Annotated in this window: 22 protein-coding genes and 1 pseudogene; 8 read left to right on the top strand and 15 right to left on the bottom strand. The window is 29.8% G+C overall.

Going from position 1 to position 14,751, the window contains the following annotated elements:
* From ACTT83_RS00825 to ACTT83_RS00805, 5 genes and pseudogenes are all read left to right on the top strand, one after another.
* Positions 1-193: pseudogene (locus ACTT83_RS00825) on the top strand (nuclear transport factor 2 family protein); the annotation flags it as partial.
* On the top strand, positions 194-412 hold the full coding sequence (locus ACTT83_RS00820; RefSeq protein ID WP_440918349.1) for a hypothetical protein: 219 nt from the start codon (positions 194-196) through the stop codon (positions 410-412). It abuts the pseudogene before it with no gap.
* Positions 413-418: 6 nt separating this feature from the next.
* Positions 419-640 (top strand): DUF2798 domain-containing protein, encoded by a 222-nt coding sequence (locus tag ACTT83_RS00815; protein ID WP_440918348.1) that lies wholly within the window; start codon positions 419-421, stop codon positions 638-640.
* Positions 641-656: 16 nt separating this feature from the next.
* Positions 657-992 (top strand): DMT family transporter, encoded by a 336-nt coding sequence (locus ACTT83_RS00810; RefSeq protein WP_440918347.1) that lies wholly within the window; start codon positions 657-659, stop codon positions 990-992.
* 4 nt (positions 993-996) lie between these two features.
* On the top strand, positions 997-1,332 hold the full coding sequence (locus tag ACTT83_RS00805; protein WP_440917252.1) for a DMT family transporter: 336 nt from the start codon (positions 997-999) through the stop codon (positions 1,330-1,332).
* Here ACTT83_RS00805 and ACTT83_RS00800 read toward each other — a convergent pair.
* Positions 1,325-2,131 carry an inositol monophosphatase family protein gene (locus tag ACTT83_RS00800; protein ID WP_440918346.1) on the bottom strand — a complete coding sequence of 269 codons (807 nt, stop codon included), beginning with the start codon at positions 2,129-2,131 and terminating at the stop codon, positions 1,325-1,327. The two genes, ACTT83_RS00805 and ACTT83_RS00800, sit on opposite strands and share 8 nt — an antisense overlap.
* A 66-nt stretch (positions 2,132-2,197) precedes the next feature.
* Here ACTT83_RS00800 and ACTT83_RS00795 point away from each other — a divergent pair, with 66 nt between their 5' ends.
* Entirely contained in the window at positions 2,198-3,298 is a 1,101-nt protein-coding gene (locus ACTT83_RS00795) for a TauD/TfdA family dioxygenase (protein ID WP_440918345.1), read from the top strand.
* Between the two features lies 1 nt (position 3,299).
* On the opposite strand, the gene ACTT83_RS00790 is transcribed toward ACTT83_RS00795, so the two are convergent.
* The 4 genes from ACTT83_RS00790 to ACTT83_RS00775 form a co-directional block, all read right to left on the bottom strand.
* Positions 3,300-3,479, bottom strand: a complete 180-nt coding sequence (locus ACTT83_RS00790; RefSeq protein WP_440916208.1) for a hypothetical protein — start codon at positions 3,477-3,479, stop codon at positions 3,300-3,302.
* Between the two features lie 351 nt (positions 3,480-3,830).
* A complete protein-coding gene (locus ACTT83_RS00785; RefSeq protein ID WP_440918344.1) occupies positions 3,831-4,538 on the bottom strand; it encodes a class I SAM-dependent methyltransferase in 708 nt (235 codons plus the stop codon).
* Complete coding sequence (locus tag ACTT83_RS00780; RefSeq protein WP_440918343.1) at positions 4,529-4,975, bottom strand: DUF4396 domain-containing protein; 447 nt, start codon at positions 4,973-4,975, stop codon at positions 4,529-4,531. The genes ACTT83_RS00785 and ACTT83_RS00780 overlap by 10 nt, the downstream gene beginning before the upstream one ends.
* 4 nt (positions 4,976-4,979) lie before the next feature.
* A complete protein-coding gene (locus ACTT83_RS00775; RefSeq protein ID WP_440918342.1) occupies positions 4,980-5,483 on the bottom strand; it encodes a cupredoxin domain-containing protein in 504 nt (167 codons plus the stop codon).
* 70 nt (positions 5,484-5,553) lie between these two features.
* Between ACTT83_RS00775 and ACTT83_RS00770 the strand changes: the two genes are divergently transcribed.
* Positions 5,554-6,234 carry an MBL fold metallo-hydrolase gene (locus ACTT83_RS00770; RefSeq protein WP_440918341.1) on the top strand — a complete coding sequence of 227 codons (681 nt, stop codon included), beginning with the start codon at positions 5,554-5,556 and terminating at the stop codon, positions 6,232-6,234.
* Position 6,235: 1 nt separating this feature from the next.
* Here ACTT83_RS00770 and ACTT83_RS00765 read toward each other — a convergent pair whose 3' ends face one another.
* The 10 genes from ACTT83_RS00765 to folE form a co-directional block, all read right to left on the bottom strand.
* Positions 6,236-6,604 carry a TlpA family protein disulfide reductase gene (locus ACTT83_RS00765; RefSeq protein ID WP_440918340.1) on the bottom strand — a complete coding sequence of 123 codons (369 nt, stop codon included), beginning with the start codon at positions 6,602-6,604 and terminating at the stop codon, positions 6,236-6,238.
* A 6-nt stretch (positions 6,605-6,610) separates the two neighbouring features.
* Complete coding sequence (locus ACTT83_RS00760; RefSeq protein WP_440918339.1) at positions 6,611-6,925, bottom strand: AzlD domain-containing protein; 315 nt, start codon at positions 6,923-6,925, stop codon at positions 6,611-6,613.
* Complete coding sequence (locus ACTT83_RS00755; RefSeq protein WP_440918338.1) at positions 6,922-7,614, bottom strand: AzlC family ABC transporter permease; 693 nt, start codon at positions 7,612-7,614, stop codon at positions 6,922-6,924. The genes ACTT83_RS00760 and ACTT83_RS00755 overlap by 4 nt, the downstream gene beginning before the upstream one ends.
* 17 nt (positions 7,615-7,631) lie before the next feature.
* Positions 7,632-8,693 (bottom strand): ABC transporter ATP-binding protein, encoded by a 1,062-nt coding sequence (locus ACTT83_RS00750; protein ID WP_440917243.1) that lies wholly within the window; start codon positions 8,691-8,693, stop codon positions 7,632-7,634.
* A complete protein-coding gene (locus tag ACTT83_RS00745) occupies positions 8,686-10,305 on the bottom strand; it encodes an ABC transporter permease (RefSeq protein ID WP_440918337.1) in 1,620 nt (539 codons plus the stop codon). The genes ACTT83_RS00750 and ACTT83_RS00745 overlap by 8 nt, the downstream gene beginning before the upstream one ends.
* A 92-nt stretch (positions 10,306-10,397) precedes the next feature.
* Positions 10,398-10,568, bottom strand: a complete 171-nt coding sequence (locus ACTT83_RS00740; RefSeq protein ID WP_440916198.1) for a hypothetical protein — start codon at positions 10,566-10,568, stop codon at positions 10,398-10,400.
* Between the two features lie 3 nt (positions 10,569-10,571).
* The gene (locus ACTT83_RS00735; RefSeq protein ID WP_440917240.1) at positions 10,572-11,600 is read right to left on the bottom strand and encodes an extracellular solute-binding protein; all 1,029 of its coding nucleotides are present in this window, start codon (positions 11,598-11,600) and stop codon (positions 10,572-10,574) included.
* A 94-nt stretch (positions 11,601-11,694) separates the two neighbouring features.
* On the bottom strand, positions 11,695-12,588 hold the full coding sequence (locus ACTT83_RS00730; RefSeq protein ID WP_440918336.1) for a LysR family transcriptional regulator: 894 nt from the start codon (positions 12,586-12,588) through the stop codon (positions 11,695-11,697).
* Positions 12,588-13,589: an MDR family oxidoreductase gene (locus tag ACTT83_RS00725; protein WP_440918335.1), complete on the bottom strand. Its 1,002-nt coding sequence runs from the start codon at positions 13,587-13,589 to the stop codon at positions 12,588-12,590. Before ACTT83_RS00725 ends, ACTT83_RS00730 begins: the two co-directional genes overlap by 1 nt.
* A 2-nt stretch (positions 13,590-13,591) precedes the next feature.
* Positions 13,592-14,206 (bottom strand): GTP cyclohydrolase I FolE, encoded by a 615-nt coding sequence (gene folE, locus ACTT83_RS00720; RefSeq protein ID WP_440918334.1) that lies wholly within the window; start codon positions 14,204-14,206, stop codon positions 13,592-13,594.
* A gap of 76 nt (positions 14,207-14,282) precedes the next feature.
* Here folE and hisI point away from each other — a divergent pair, with 76 nt between their 5' ends.
* The gene (gene hisI, locus ACTT83_RS00715) at positions 14,283-14,750 is read left to right on the top strand and encodes a phosphoribosyl-AMP cyclohydrolase (protein WP_440918333.1); all 468 of its coding nucleotides are present in this window, start codon (positions 14,283-14,285) and stop codon (positions 14,748-14,750) included.
* The last annotated feature ends 1 nt before the right edge of the window (position 14,751 follow it).

The following is a 14,751-nucleotide window of genomic DNA, read 5'->3' as shown; positions in this document are numbered from 1 at the left end:
TATAAAATGGGCTCTGAGCGGTGATATTAACCAAGATAGAGCCAGAGTAGTCTATGAAAATGATGAAATTGGAGTTCACCATTCAATAGTTACATTCAATGATGGAAATGTTGAGGCAGTAATGGCAGTTTATAAATACAAAGATGGAAAAATTATAAGTTTAGAGACTGGCGCCACTCCAATGCCAAAATAGGTGAGTCAATTACTCTTTATTTGTATAGCTATAACTGCACTTGATACTTTTTTAATCATCTACGCGTTGACTATCCCACTTTATCCAAAAAAATGGCGAAAAGAGGTAAATAAAAAATACAAAAATGAGACAGCTACTGGAGTAACAATAATTTTTGTAACAATGGCAGCTTGTTTTTTATGGGTAATTTATTTTTATTTCTTAATTTTTGATTTATAATTTTCTATGTTTCCAAAAAAATATTCAAAAATAATATTCATATTTTTTATGGGTCTTGGCATGAGCTTGATCATGACACTTATAATTACATATATCAATACAGGTTATGATGAACTTTATTATAAGAGATTTTTTAAAGCTTGGTCAGTAAGCTTACCTGTTGCATTAGTTGCCACAACAATTGTAGCTCCAATAGTAGAAAAATTTGTAGATAAAATTACCAAATAATAATACTCTTTATATTGTGAGTAATATAATTGCCTACATAGTTCTTATACTTGCAGTAATTTTGGGGACTGCAGCAAATGGTTTTGCTAAAGGAGCTAATGGTTTTACATTATTATTACCAAGCTTATTAACAGCAATAACAATAGTTGCTTGTATGTTTACATTATCAATTGTTATGAAAACTATTCCTGTGGGTATTACTTACGCCTCATTTGCAGGTCTATGTATTATCGCCACAACAATTGTTGGGGTATATAAATTTAATCAAATGCCAGACATTTACACTATTGTTGGTTTAACTTTAATTATTTCAGGAGTTTTAATAGTTAATCTTCTTGGTAAAACAAATTAAATTTATGACTAATTTATCTGGATATATATTTCTTCTACTGGCAATTATCTTAGGCATTACTTCAAATGGTTTTTTAAAATCTACTAATGGATTTACCAATATTGGCCCAACAATTTTTTGTGCAATATCAATAGTTGCTTGTATTTTTTGTTTATCAAAAGCAATGAATATTATTCCTGTAGGTTTCACCTATGCTACGTACGGAGGACTAACAATTACTGCAGTAACTTTATTTGGCGTGTTTAAATATAATCAAATACCAAATCTCTATGGTATTATTGGGATAGCTCTAATTATTATTGGTGTAATTCTTTTGAATACTCTTGGTAAAACTACTTAGTTATTGGTCTAAGCATTTTTAGAATTTTATTGTGAATATTATTGCTAGCTGAAGCAACAATATTTCCGCCTTTAACTGCATCTGTATTTTTCCATGTACTAACAACTCCACCAGCTGCTTTTATAATTGGTATTAAAGGATGAATATCCCAAATTTTATTTCCACATTGAATAACCACATCAACTTTACCTTCTGCAAGATGTGAGTAGCTAAGAGCATCTGCACAAGGAAACTGCATTAGTTTTAAAATTTTTGGTATTTTTTTTTGTTTATTTAAAGATAACATGCCATGAAAAGCAGCAGACATCTTTATATTTTTAAATAAGATTTTTTTATTAACTTTAATCTTTCTTTTTTTTCTTTGATCCACAACATATGCAACTTTATCAGAGGCATTAAAATAATGTTTTTTAAGAACGGGATAATTTGCCAGTCCAATTACAGGGTTACCCTTATAATTTAAAGAGATTAGGTTACTCCAAGTGGGATTACCAATTACATAAGATCTGGTTCCATCGATTGGATCAATAACCCAAGTAAAATCACTTTTAGTTTTCTTTTTGCCAAACTCCTCACCTACGACTTGATGACTTGGAAACCTTTTTCCTATCTCTTTCCTGATAAATTTTTCAAAAGCTTTATCTGAGGTTGTAACAGGATCGAATCCCTTGCCACTTAATTTGTTAGAGACTTTAAAAGTTCTATTGAGCTTAGAGTAATAAAACTTAGTAAGTTTTCTAGCTAAGCTATCAACAAACTTAGAATACCTTTTAAAATCTGATGAATTTAATTTTGACACAGGGGACTATTACTATTTAATTTATATTGATTAAAGTAAAATTTTAAATAATTCTCTTAATATTGTATGAAAATAGAATTAACCGATAACAAAGTGTTTTTTGAAAAACAGGGTGCAAAAAAAGAAATCCACCCCTTCTGGCTAAGAGAACGAGTGAATAGCGAGAACTTTTTAGACCAAAAAACTCAACAAAGATTATTTGATCCAACAATGCTTAAAAATAGCTCAGAAATTTCAAAAGTGAATATTTCAGATAAATTTCTTGAAGTAAGTTTTAAAGATGGTGCATACGCAAAACTAGTTATTGAAAATATACTTAAAGAGTTTGAGAAAGATAATGAATTATACTTTATCAATAAAATTTCATGGAAATCAGACTTTCAAAATAACAATGTTTATAAGTTTAATAAAAACTTTTTTGAGGAAAAAATAATGTATGAGTCTTTATTAGACTTTTACAAATATGGATTTGTTATATTTGAAAGTGTTCCTACCCAAGATAACTTTATTGTCAATTTCGCTAATTCAATTGGAAGTATTAGACGAACAAATTTCGGTGAGTTTTTTAATGTCAAATCAAAACCAAATCCAAATGATCTTGCCTATACTTCATTGCCTTTAGCACCACATACTGACAATCCTTATAGAAAACCAGTACCTTGTATACAATTGCTGCATTGCATCGAAAATGAAGTTGGTGGTGGCTTATCCACATTGGTTGATGGTCTTGCCGTAACGGAAGAGTTAAAAAAAGAACATCCTAGTTTTTTCCAAATTTTAACTGAAATAAAAGTCAGATTTCAATTTGTGGATGATAATGTTGTTTTAGAAGACTGGGCAGAGATGATCCAACTTGATGAAAACAAAAGACTTAAACAAGTCAGATTCAGTCCTCGATTAGATTTTGTCCCCTTAATGGATAAGGGAAAATTAGAATTATATTACGCAGCTAGAAACAAAATATCAGAAATGTACAACTCAGAAAAATTCAGAATTGAATTTAAATTAAAACCTGGTGATCTATTGATGATGGATAACTATAGACTTCTTCACGGCAGAACCGAATATAATGCTAATGAAGGTAATCGATTTTTACAAGGTTGCTATATAGATTATGATAGCACTGAGGGAAAACTTAAACACTTGAAAAGAAAATTTAATATATAAATTATTTGTTAAAGCAATTATTAACTAATATTGCCATTAATATCCAAATTACAAATGTTTCCCCATGACTAAATGTGTAGTCAGCTCCAGCAAAACCTGCTGCAATATTGATAGCGTAAATAATTATCGTAGAAACAATTAAGCTTACAAGTAAGTTAATTAATCCTTTTACATATTTCATAATGAAACAATATAGATATTAAAACTCAATGCAATTTTTAATTTTCTATTTTTAAGTGAAGTTTTTTTAAGATGTGGGAATACTAATAAATAGTTAGGTTGTATTCAAGAAATATATTTAATTAATTTGCAAATAAATATCTTGAATACAACCTAGCTGAAATTTAACTTCTAATTAAGGAGGTAGTTTTAATGAATCAAATGCCACCTGACACTTAGCTGGGTAGCTTTATATTTCATAAAAACGAAAACAAAAAACCTAAAGTCCATTCGGACTTAAATGCCATCAAGGCGACTTAAGGGAGCTCTTTTGGCTGGAGAGCAAAGGGGCGACCCCTTAAGTAAATTAAATTTACTTTTTTAAAATTCGACAAATTAATTTATCTTTAAAATTTAGTATTTTGTTATATTTCCTGCTGATTTCGCTTATTCCTTTAAAAATATCTGCACTACTTAAATGCAATAATGTTGAAATGTATCGATTTTTAATCATTTCTACATATTTATCTCTCGATATTTTTACTTTAAAAGAAAACGTTTTTGAAATACTTCCAGGATATAAAACATTTATATATCTCAGCATTTTTTGATCTCTTTTAAGCGATTTATTCAATTTTTTTTTCATTTTTAAAAAAGTGGGAATCTCATTTTTAGATGTAGCCAAGGTAAATATTGCTATCCTACCGCCAGAATTAAGACAATTCATACATAGTAAAAGTAGTTTTTTTATATCTTTAAGTGGTAAAAAATGAATTGTTTGTTTTAGTAAAATTAAATCAAATTTTCTTTTATTTTTTTTTAAGTAACTTATTGCATCTGTTTTATTAAAAATAATTCTTTTATCTCGATCTTTATGTCGCTCAATATCAATACCTATTGGCTTCTTAATTAATCTAAGCTTAGATGTTAGGTTTCCTAATATCTTACCTCTTCCACATCCAATATCTAAAATTTCAGTATTCTTATTGAGTTTAGTTTCTTTAATTAAGAATTTGTTAAATGATTTAATATAACTAGTTGATGAAAGCCAAGTTTTATTATCCCAGTTCTTTAATGACACGCAATATTAAATTTTTTTAATCGCCAATAATTATAGGGCCAAGGAGTTAAAAAACCAGCTAAGAGCATAATTGGCACAACCCACCATGTTAATATTGCTCCACCCGTTAAAAAGTAATCAGTTAAGTTCATAGCAACTTCCATACTTATCATTGATATAAAACTCATTCCAATTGCAGTTTTAAAAGCCTTTGAAAAATCAAAACTTTGTCTCATTAATATAATTGTCTCCAAAATGATACTTGTAATCAAACCATTAATGATAGCTAAAATCATAATTCCTAAAACAGGAAATGGAATTTTTGTTAGCTGAAAAAATAAAATTGTACCTAAATCACCGATTGCACAACCCAATAAACACCAAGCGGTATTTTTAGCACTTCTTTTCCACGTATGTTGGCATGACCAATGAAAATTAGCCTTCGCAGTTGTGTCCATTAAGTTAATTTATATCAACTTTAGCAATCATTCCAACTTGATAATGGCCAGGAACATTGCAAGCTACTTCAATGTTAACTGCATTATCAAATTTCCAAATGATTTCACCCTTTTGTTTTGGTTCAAGCAAAACACTATTGCTATGTGAATGGGCCATAGCTTTATCCATTTTTGCCATTTTTTTCATTTTTTCTTTATCAATGGAATCAGCTAAAAGAATTTCATTTTCAACCATTTTCATCATTTCTGGTTGATGTTTCATGTGCATCATTTTATTTGCAATATTAAATTCATGAACAAGCATACCTGCATTTTCAACTTCAAATTTAATTGTTTCGCCTGATTTAATTTGAAATGAACTTGGTTCATAATAGTTGTCATACATTATAACTTTAATTGTTCTTGAAATTTCGCTCTCTTTACCTTTTGTGCCAATTTTCATGTTTTTATCTGCGTGGGCAAATGTATTGAAAAATAAAGCTATTAATAAAATTTTAATTAATTTCATATCTGAAAAAATAATATTTTAAAATGTTTTAACAATGGGTCAATTTGTACTATTATGTTACTGTACTAAAATGATTTTCAAACAATTATTCGATACAAAATCTTCGACATATACTTATTTAATTTCATCTGGAGAAGGTAGAGAAGCATTGCTTATAGATCCCGTAATAGAAAATGTTAGTGAATATATAAATTTGCTTAAAAAATTAGATTTAAAATTAGTAAAAGTAATTGATACTCATATTCACGCTGATCATGTTACAGGAGCATCTAAGCTCAAAGATATTACTAAATGTTCTACTATTATGGGTGCACACACTCCTGCAGATGCCGTTGAAATTAAAGTAAAAGATGATGAATATATTAATCTTGATAATCTGAAAATTAGAGCGATGTATACTCCTGGACATACTTCAGATAGTTATAGCTTCTTAATGGATAATTATCTTTTTTCAGGTGACACACTTTTAATTAACGGGACTGGTCGAACAGACTTTCAAAATGGTAGTTCAAAAGATGCTTATAATTCAATATTTAATAAACTTTTAAAATTGCCTGAGGAAACTCTTTTGTACCCTGCTCATGATTATAAAGGTGAAAAAGTAAGCACCATTGGAAAAGAAAAAAAACAAAATCCGAGATTACAAGTAAGCAGTGTTGATGAATATATTGAAATCATGAACAATCTTGATTTAAAAAAACCTGCTCAGATTGATTACAACGTATCTAAAAATATTAATTTAGGTGTTTAAATTAAATCGAGGACTCTAAAGCTTTATAAATAAGTGCTTTACTAGTTTCACCAAGACTTCGATAAACTTCTTTATTATCTTTAAAAATTAAAAGTGTAGTTTGATATTGTACATTAAAGAAATTAGCAATTTCTTTATTCGTGACATCGAATGAAAAATATTCAATATTTTTAAAATCATTTTTTGCTTTTTGCAAAACTTTCATTTGACTAGCACATGACATGCAATACTTAATCCATGAGCTAACTACTACAACTTTGCCTTCAGATTGTGCTTTATCAAATAATTCTTTTTTAAAAGTTGTTTCTTTTTCCATGGCATTGACATTGAATGCAAATAAAAGAAAACAAAAAGTTATAATTTTTTTCATAATTGCTTATACAACAAATATTAAAAACCAATAAGAAGCTAATCCTGAAAATATTGTCGCAATTATACTTCTAGAGAAAATACCAATAACCATTGCAATTATTGCAGCTAATATCTTTGGATTATCATCTATTTCGAACAAACCTTTGTCATTAATAAAAATTGCTGGAAAAATTATTGCAGGAAATATTGCAGATGGCACAAATGACAATATTTCTCTAATTCTATTATTAAACATTTCCTTTTTAATTAAAGCTATCATAGAAAATCTTGTTAGATACGTAATCAATCCACAATATAGAATTAATGCCCAGTTGCTCATGCTTTTTTATTTTTCGTTGTTAAAATCATTGCAGTGAATAATCCTGCTAAAGCAGCAACTATGACGTAGGCTTTAAAAGGAATATAATTATATCCCAACGTAGCAACCAATCCTGAAATAATTATTACAATCACATTTATAAGTTTTCTAAAGTCATTAACTAATAGAGCTAAGAAAGTTAAAGGAACTGCAAAACTTAGACCAAGTTTTTCAGGAATTGCTGCTCCAAGTATAATTCCTAAAAATGTTGTTGATTGCCATATCACCCAACAAGTAGCTCCACCACCCACTAAGTGAAAATATCTATTATTATCTTTATTTTTTTTTAAATATTCATTTGAAATTGCAAATGCCTGATCAATTAAAAAATATGAAATAATAATTTTCCAGATTAATTTTAAATCAGATAGATGTTCAGATACAACCGCGCCATAAAGTAAATGTCTTGAATTAACAGCTCCAACAGAACTTATTATTACTAAAGACGAGGCTCCTCCTGAAAATAATTGCAATAATACTATTTGCGAAGCACCACCAAAAATAATTAGAGACATTGCCATTGTTTCAATTGGAGTAAATCCAATATCAATAGCCAATACGCCAAATATCAAACCAAATGGGACCACTGGTATCATAAGTGGGCTTACATCAATAATTCCCTTTAAAAAAACTTTAAAGTTACTTTTCATTTTCTAAAAGGTTTTTATTAAAAGCAAACTATATGATCAATATGAATTGGTCTTTTGATACCAAATTTTTCATCCACTTCATGTTGATGTATGTGGTGTGAGTGAACAAATACTGGAATTAAAGTATTACTTGGAGCTCTAAGAGTATAAATAAAGTTAGTGCCTCTAAATTTTCGATCAACTACCTCAAGTTTTAAATTACTCGTATCATCATGTTCCAAATCTTCTGGTTGAAGTAATAATTGCACATTGGCACCTTCTGGATATTCTTTTATAAAATTCCCTTCAATAGTGCCTAAATCCCAGTTTTCTAAAGTATTTTTTCCAGTCACCTTTGCTGGAACCAAAATTCCTCTATTTAAAAAATTTACAACTTCAATAGAATTTGGCAAATGATAAACCTTGTAGGGATCATCAAATTGTTTCAGTTCTTGATTTAAAATTATTCCACATTTAGATCCTAAATAAAATGCCTCATAGGAGTCATGTGTAACAATGATTGTTGTGATCTTTAATTTATTTAAAATTTTTTTTAATCTTACTTGGATTTCTTCTTTAAAACTTTGATCTACATTTGACAATGGCTCATCAAGTAACAACAAGTCTGGTTGCATTATCAATGATCTTGCTAATGAGGCTCTTTGGGCTTCACCAGCACTTATTTCATGAGGGTATTTATTAAGAATGTGAAATATATCTAATAAATCTACTATTTCTTTTAAACTAATTTTTTTCTCTTTTTTTTCCTTATTTCTTTCAGAACCAAGCGAAATATTTTTTTCAATAGTGTAATGTGGGAATAAGCTGTTATCTTGAAAAGCAAGTGAAACATTTCTTTCTTCTGGCTCTAAATTAATATTTTCAGAAGATAAAGTTTTTCCATTTAATATGATTGATCCCTTTTTTAATTTTTCTAAACCCGCAATCGTTCTTAAGATTGTAGTTTTTCCAATTCCTGAGGGACCTAAAAGACATATTACATCACCTTGATTTTCAATTGCAAAAGAAACGTTTTTAACTTTAGTTTTGTTACCTACATTAAAATCAACGTTGTTAACTTCGAAAAAATTTTTAGTCATTATTATCTCTTAAAATATATTTAGATGTAACAATTATGAAGAAAGTTGCAATCAAAATCAAAAATAATGAAGGTACTGCAGCAGCTTCGAGTAAATCCTCTGATGCTGAGATGTAAGCAGTTGTTGCAAAAGTTTCAAAATTAAAAGGTCTTAAAATCAGAGTAATTGGTAGTTCTCTTATTATTTCTAGAGAGACTAATATTCCAACAAACAATAAAGAATTTCTCAAAAAAGGAATATGAATATTCATAAACGTTTTTCTTTTTGAGTAACCAAGTAAATATGAGCTTTCATCAACTGAAATATTAATTTTTTCATAGCCTGATTTAATTCCATTGTATGCAAGTGAGTAAAATCTAATAAAGTATACAAGCACTAATCCAAGAATTGATCCTATAAAAACTTTTTTAATAGAAACAAAACCCAAATTTTTAATCACACTATCATCAAACCATGCAATAAAGGTTATAAATGCGACAGCTAAAATTACTCCAGGAATTGCATAACCTGAAATAGATAATGTAGATAAAATATTTAATGTTTTATTTTTATTTACTCTGTTTCCATAATTGGAAACTAAACCAAATATTATCAACAGCAGACTTGATAAAATTACTAAATAAAGAGTATTCATTAATAAATCTAAAACTTTTAAATCAAACAAATTTTCTGGAAATTTAATTGTCCAATACATCATCTGACTAAGCGGAAATAAAAAGCTTAAAAAGAATACTAAAAAACAAAAAGAAAATGCTAAGAAAGCTTTTTTACCCGAAAGTTGTATTTTTTGTTTTTGTTTAAATCCTGCCTTGGTATTAAAGTGATATTTAGCATTTTTTCTTGATAAATTTTCTAAAATAAATAGTGCAAAAATAAATAACAATAAAAAGAAAGATAATTGATTTGCAAATGCTAAATCATCAAAAGCAATCCATGAATTATAAATACCCGTAGTTAATGTATTTATTGAAAAGAAATCTACTGCACCAAATTCAGCAAGTGTTTCCATGGCCACTAACGATAAACCAGCAACTATAGCAGGTCGTGCTGCTGGTAGAATAATTGAGTAAAATGCTTTAAACTTTGTAAATCCTAGGTTTTTTCCCAAATCAATTATGTTTTGTGATTGATATAAAAATGACGCTCTCGCTAGAATATAGACATAGGCATAAAGTGAAAAAGAGATTGATAATACCACACCTAAAAAACCATCAAATTTAGGAATACTTTGATTGTAATTACCCTCACCAAATAAATTTTTTAAAATAGTATAGGCGGTTCCATAATTTTCAAAAAAAGCTGTTAATGAATACGCATAGATATAAGGGGGTACAGCGAAAGATAGAATTAGTGCCCATTTAAAAAAATTACTAAACGGGAAATTAAAAAATGAAACTAAATAAGCTGATCCTGTCCCAATAAAAAAAGTTAAAATTAAAACACTCACCAATAAGATTAAAGAATTAAAAATATACTCCATTAGAAAAGTATCTTTTAAAACTTGAAAGTAATTAGAGGTATTATCAAAAAAACTAGAAAAGACAGTTAAAATTGGAATAATTACAAATAATGAAATTACAAAAGAAGATATATACCAAAAATTTATTCTCATAATTTATAATCCGCCTTATAAACATGAAAGTATTATGTTCAAGGCCTTAGTAAGGAGACAACTTAACCAAGGCGCTTGAACACCCAGAAAAATCAAAAATCAAATACTTTTAGGATATGCGGAACCTCCTCAGTTTTAATTTCTGAAAGCTTTCTGTTATTTACTCTTTTGTTGATTTTTTCACACTCCAAACTGCATGGGGAACATGCTTTGGAAGACTTATTTAAATCAACTTCAGAAATAAATTTCTTTTTTTCTTCCATTGGTTACTTCCAACCAGCGGCTGTCATTACTTCTACTGCAGCAGCTTGATTTTTTCCATAAGAAGCTAATTTAGTTTTCATATCTTGTTTGAAATCTAATCCTAAATTATTGACTACTAATGGACTTGGTGAAACACCATCAATCATTGGGAACTCAAAAGTATTGTTTGTAAAATGCTCTTGAGACTCTGGAGTTAATAAAAACTCTACAAGTTTAACAGCGTTAGCTTTGTTAGGTGCACCTTTTACTAAAGCAGCACAACTAACATTCATGTGCGTTCCTCTATCATTTTGATTAGGAAAGAAAGCTTTTACTTTTTTTGCAGCTTCCTGTTGCTCTGCACCTTTTTTACCAGATAACATTAGAGCTAAGTAGTAAGTATTAGCTACCGCAATATCAGCTTCACCTGCTGCGACTGCCATAATTTGTGCTCTATCATTACCTGTTGGTGTTCTTGCCATATTTGCTACAACTCCTTCAGCCCATGCCGCTGTTGCAGCTTTTCCATTATTTTTAATCAAAGACGCTACAAGAGATTTATTATAAATGTTACTAGATTTTCTTATTACTAATCTACCTTTCCACTTTGGATCAGCTAAACCTTCATAAGTCATTCCAGATAATTCAGCACCAGTTACTCTCTCTGGTGAGTAATAAATTATTCTTGCTCTTTTTGCGATTCCAACCCACTTGTTTGTTCTAAAGCTTTTTGGAACAGCATCTTTAATTGCTGCAGATGTTAAACCACCTTGAAGTGCACCTTTTGCATCCATTGCACCACATCTTCCTGCATCTGCAGTGATGTATAAGTCAGCAGAAGAGTCTGCACCTTCACTTATGATTCTTTTTTCTAAAGCACCTGATTTTCCGTTTATCAAATTAACTTTAATCCCAGTCATATTTGTAAACTTAGAATAAAGCTCAGAGTCTGCTTTATAATGTCTTGCATTGAAAACATTAACCTCGTTGGCAATTGCAAATGATGATGCAATTACTGAAAAGATTAACGTTATAATTGATATCTTCCTCATTTATTCTCCATTATTCTTAGTTCTTCCGCATGATTTAATGAGAATGAGAACTATTCTCATTGAGAATGATTATCAATCGCAATAGTGTCGCAGTCTATTGAGACTTCCAGTCACCTATTTTGCTAAATAAGAAATTTCTAAAAGCTGTAACTCTAGCAGTGTTTTTTAGAGATTGAGGATAAACAAAATGAGCTTCAGTAATTGGTCCTTCTGATTTTGGAAGGACTTTAATTATATTTCTTGAATTACTGACAAGATATTCTGGTAATGCAGCTAAACCAACACCAGCTTCTACTGCTAAAAGCAGTCCCATTACGCTATTAACCTTCATAATCGGCTTTCGCTTTTTACCATCATGCATTCCTAATTTTAGCGCCCAATCTGGATTATAAACTGGTGATGGTGCCCCTTTTCCAAAAGATATAAATTTATGTTTATTTAAATCACCCAGGGTCTTAGGCATACCATTTTTCTCCAAGTACTTATTTGAACCATATATAAAGTACTTAAGATCAATCAATTTTTTTTGAATATAATTTAGTTGTTTTGGTCTTCTCATAAAAATACCAATATCAGCTTGTCTGGTACTCAAATCTAACTCTTTGTCCTCAAAGATAAGCTCTATTTCTACTTCAGGGTTTAGACGCATAAATTCTTCAATTCTTGGTGTTAACCAATGTGTACCGAAACTTCTAACTGTTGTAATTGTTAATTTACCAGTAGGTTTATTTTTTTGATCACCTAGAGAGGTTTCAACTTCTTTTAATTTACTAATAACTTCATGAGCAGTCTTAAATACATATTCTCCATTTTCTGTAAGTGTGAGCCCTCTTGCATGTCTTTCAAATAACTGAACTTTTAGATCCTGTTCTAAAGATTGAATTTGTCTACTAATTGCAGATTGACTAAGATTTAAATTTACAGTGGCATTAGTAAAACTTCCTGCCTCCGCTACTGCATGAAAAATCTTAAGTTTGTCCCAATCCATTATTTATTTAAATCAACCAAAACTCTCCCGGAAATTTCACCCTTTAATATTTTAGGATAAGTTTCAATTAACTCCTCTAAGCTAACTGTTTGAACTGATTTTTCTATTAAATTAAAGTCAATTAATTTTGCTGCTTCACCCCAAATAAATTCTCTTCTTTTGATACTGCAATTAGCAGAGTCCATTCCCCAAAGTTTTATTCCTCGTAACATAAATGGAATAACATTAGTGTTAAGCTCATTGGTACTAGCATTACCACAAACTGCTATAATCCCATTTGAATTTGTTTGAACTATTGCATTTGCTAAAATTTTTCCACCGACAGTATCAACTACCCCATCCCATAAACCCTTATCTATAAGCTTAGGATCTTTATCAAATTCACTACGATTTATAACATTTTTAGCACCTAACGATTTAAGATAATCTGCTTTTGAGTCTTTGCCTGATACAGCTGTTACATTGTATCCCATTTTATTTAATATCATTACCGCAATACTTCCTACTCCTCCTGATGCTCCAGTAACTAAAACATCATTTACTTTTGCACCAAGTAATATTTCTTCTCTTGCTTTAATTGCAAATGCAGCCATCAAAGAAGTAAAGCCCGCAGTTCCTAAAATCATTGCTTGCTTACTTGTTAGGTCATCCGGTTTCTTTACTAAAAAATCACCATTGACTTTAGCCATTTGTGAATAACCACCATAAAAGATTTCTCCAACTCTAAACCCAGTTAAAATTACTTGATCACCTGACTTAAACTTTGAATTTTCACTTTCAACGACAGTTCCTGAAAAATCAATTCCAGGTATGTGAGGAAATTCTTTTACTAATCTTCCGCCATTTTTTAAAATCATTCCGTCTTTAAAATTTAGATCTGAATAATCTACTTTGATGGTTACATCACCATGTTTTAAAAAACTTTTATCTACTGATTTTACTTCTCTAATAAAGTTGTCACCTTCTTGATTTAAAACTAATGCTTTAAATTGATCAGACACTTTTAATCTTTTGAATTGCTAATTAACCTTAAATATCTATTTTGATAACTTAGATCTTCTTTGAATTGACCTAAATAATAATTTGTAACTGTTGTTGCTTGTTCTTTTTTAATTCCTCTCATAGTCATACACTGATGAGTTGAGTCTATTGTCACTGCTACTCCTTTGGCATCCAGTGCCCCCATTAGTGTATTCGCAATTTGCATGGTTAATCTTTCCTGAGTTTGCAATCTTTTTGAGAAAACCTCAACAACTCTTGCCAATTTACTTAATCCAACAACTCTTTCATTAGGGATATAAGCTACGTGCGCTTTACCTATAATAGGTGCCATGTGATGCTCACAATGACTTTGAACAGAAATATTCTTTTGAATAACCATGTCATCATACCCATCGACATCACCAAATGTTTTATCTAAAACCTGGATAGGATCTTCTTTATAACCCTTGAAATACTCTTTGAATGCTTTAACCACTCTTTTCGGTGTTTCCAATAATCCTTCTCGATTTGGATCTTCACCCATCCAAGCTAAAATAGTTTTAAAAGCTTCTTCAGCTTCCTTATCAGAAATCTTTTTAGAATTTTGATTATTATCTATATCTTTAACTAATTTCATGGTGGGTTTTATACCTATAAATGCGTATTTTTAAAATATTTAATATATCTAGATATGTGCTACATAATCACCGAATATGTTCAAAAAAAGAGAAAATGTGCTGGAAATTGAAGAGGGGAATCTACTTTCTCCTAAATTTGATAATGATGGATTAATCCCTGTTATTACAATGTGTTCTCAAACAAAAGAAATTTTAATGCATGGGTATATGAATGTTGAAGCATTAAAAAAAACTATCGAAACAAAAGAAGCTCATTATTACAGCAGATCAAGAAAAGCTATCTGGCATAAAGGTAAAACAAGTGGTTTTGTTCAAAAAGTAACTGAGATCAAAATTGACGATGACCAAGATTCAATTTGGTTAACTGTTGACATCGGTGATGGTGCTAGCTGTCATGTAGGTTATCGATCTTGTTTTTATAGATCTATTCCGCTTGGACCTATTGAAAATGGACGAGAAGTAGAAATGAAATTTACTGAAAAAGAAAAAAAATTTGACCCTGAAAAAGTTTATAAGGGTCAACCGAACCCGACTAAGATTTAGA

Origin of the sequence: Candidatus Pelagibacter sp., from assembly GCF_052049775.1 — a bacterium.
GTDB lineage: Bacteria > Pseudomonadota > Alphaproteobacteria > Pelagibacterales > Pelagibacteraceae > Pelagibacter.
Note: the sequence above shows the minus strand (reverse complement) of the source record. Positions and strands in the feature narration are given on the sequence as shown.

Excerpts from the sequence above, each read along its gene's own strand:
- ACTT83_RS00815 (WP_440918348.1), top strand. The coding sequence starts at position 419 with ATGTTTCCAAAAAAATATTCAAAAATAATATTCATATTTTTTATGGGT.
- ACTT83_RS00805 (WP_440917252.1), top strand. The coding sequence starts at position 997 with ATGACTAATTTATCTGGATATATATTTCTTCTACTGGCAATTATCTTA.
- ACTT83_RS00795 (WP_440918345.1), top strand. The coding sequence starts at position 2,198 with ATGAAAATAGAATTAACCGATAACAAAGTGTTTTTTGAAAAACAGGGT.
- ACTT83_RS00790 (WP_440916208.1), bottom strand. The coding sequence starts at position 3,479 with ATGAAATATGTAAAAGGATTAATTAACTTACTTGTAAGCTTAATTGTT.
- ACTT83_RS00780 (WP_440918343.1), bottom strand. The coding sequence starts at position 4,975 with ATGGACACAACTGCGAAGGCTAATTTTCATTGGTCATGCCAACATACG.
- ACTT83_RS00775 (WP_440918342.1), bottom strand. The coding sequence starts at position 5,483 with ATGAAATTAATTAAAATTTTATTAATAGCTTTATTTTTCAATACATTT.
- ACTT83_RS00770 (WP_440918341.1), top strand. The coding sequence starts at position 5,554 with ATGATTTTCAAACAATTATTCGATACAAAATCTTCGACATATACTTAT.
- ACTT83_RS00765 (WP_440918340.1), bottom strand. The coding sequence starts at position 6,604 with ATGAAAAAAATTATAACTTTTTGTTTTCTTTTATTTGCATTCAATGTC.
- ACTT83_RS00760 (WP_440918339.1), bottom strand. The coding sequence starts at position 6,925 with ATGAGCAACTGGGCATTAATTCTATATTGTGGATTGATTACGTATCTA.
- ACTT83_RS00755 (WP_440918338.1), bottom strand. The coding sequence starts at position 7,614 with ATGAAAAGTAACTTTAAAGTTTTTTTAAAGGGAATTATTGATGTAAGC.
- ACTT83_RS00750 (WP_440917243.1), bottom strand. The coding sequence starts at position 8,693 with ATGACTAAAAATTTTTTCGAAGTTAACAACGTTGATTTTAATGTAGGT.
- ACTT83_RS00745 (WP_440918337.1), bottom strand. The coding sequence starts at position 10,305 with ATGAGAATAAATTTTTGGTATATATCTTCTTTTGTAATTTCATTATTT.
- ACTT83_RS00740 (WP_440916198.1), bottom strand. The coding sequence starts at position 10,568 with ATGGAAGAAAAAAAGAAATTTATTTCTGAAGTTGATTTAAATAAGTCT.
- ACTT83_RS00735 (WP_440917240.1), bottom strand. The coding sequence starts at position 11,600 with ATGAGGAAGATATCAATTATAACGTTAATCTTTTCAGTAATTGCATCA.
- ACTT83_RS00730 (WP_440918336.1), bottom strand. The coding sequence starts at position 12,588 with ATGGATTGGGACAAACTTAAGATTTTTCATGCAGTAGCGGAGGCAGGA.
- folE (WP_440918334.1), bottom strand. The coding sequence starts at position 14,206 with ATGAAATTAGTTAAAGATATAGATAATAATCAAAATTCTAAAAAGATT.
- hisI (WP_440918333.1), top strand. The coding sequence starts at position 14,283 with ATGTTCAAAAAAAGAGAAAATGTGCTGGAAATTGAAGAGGGGAATCTA.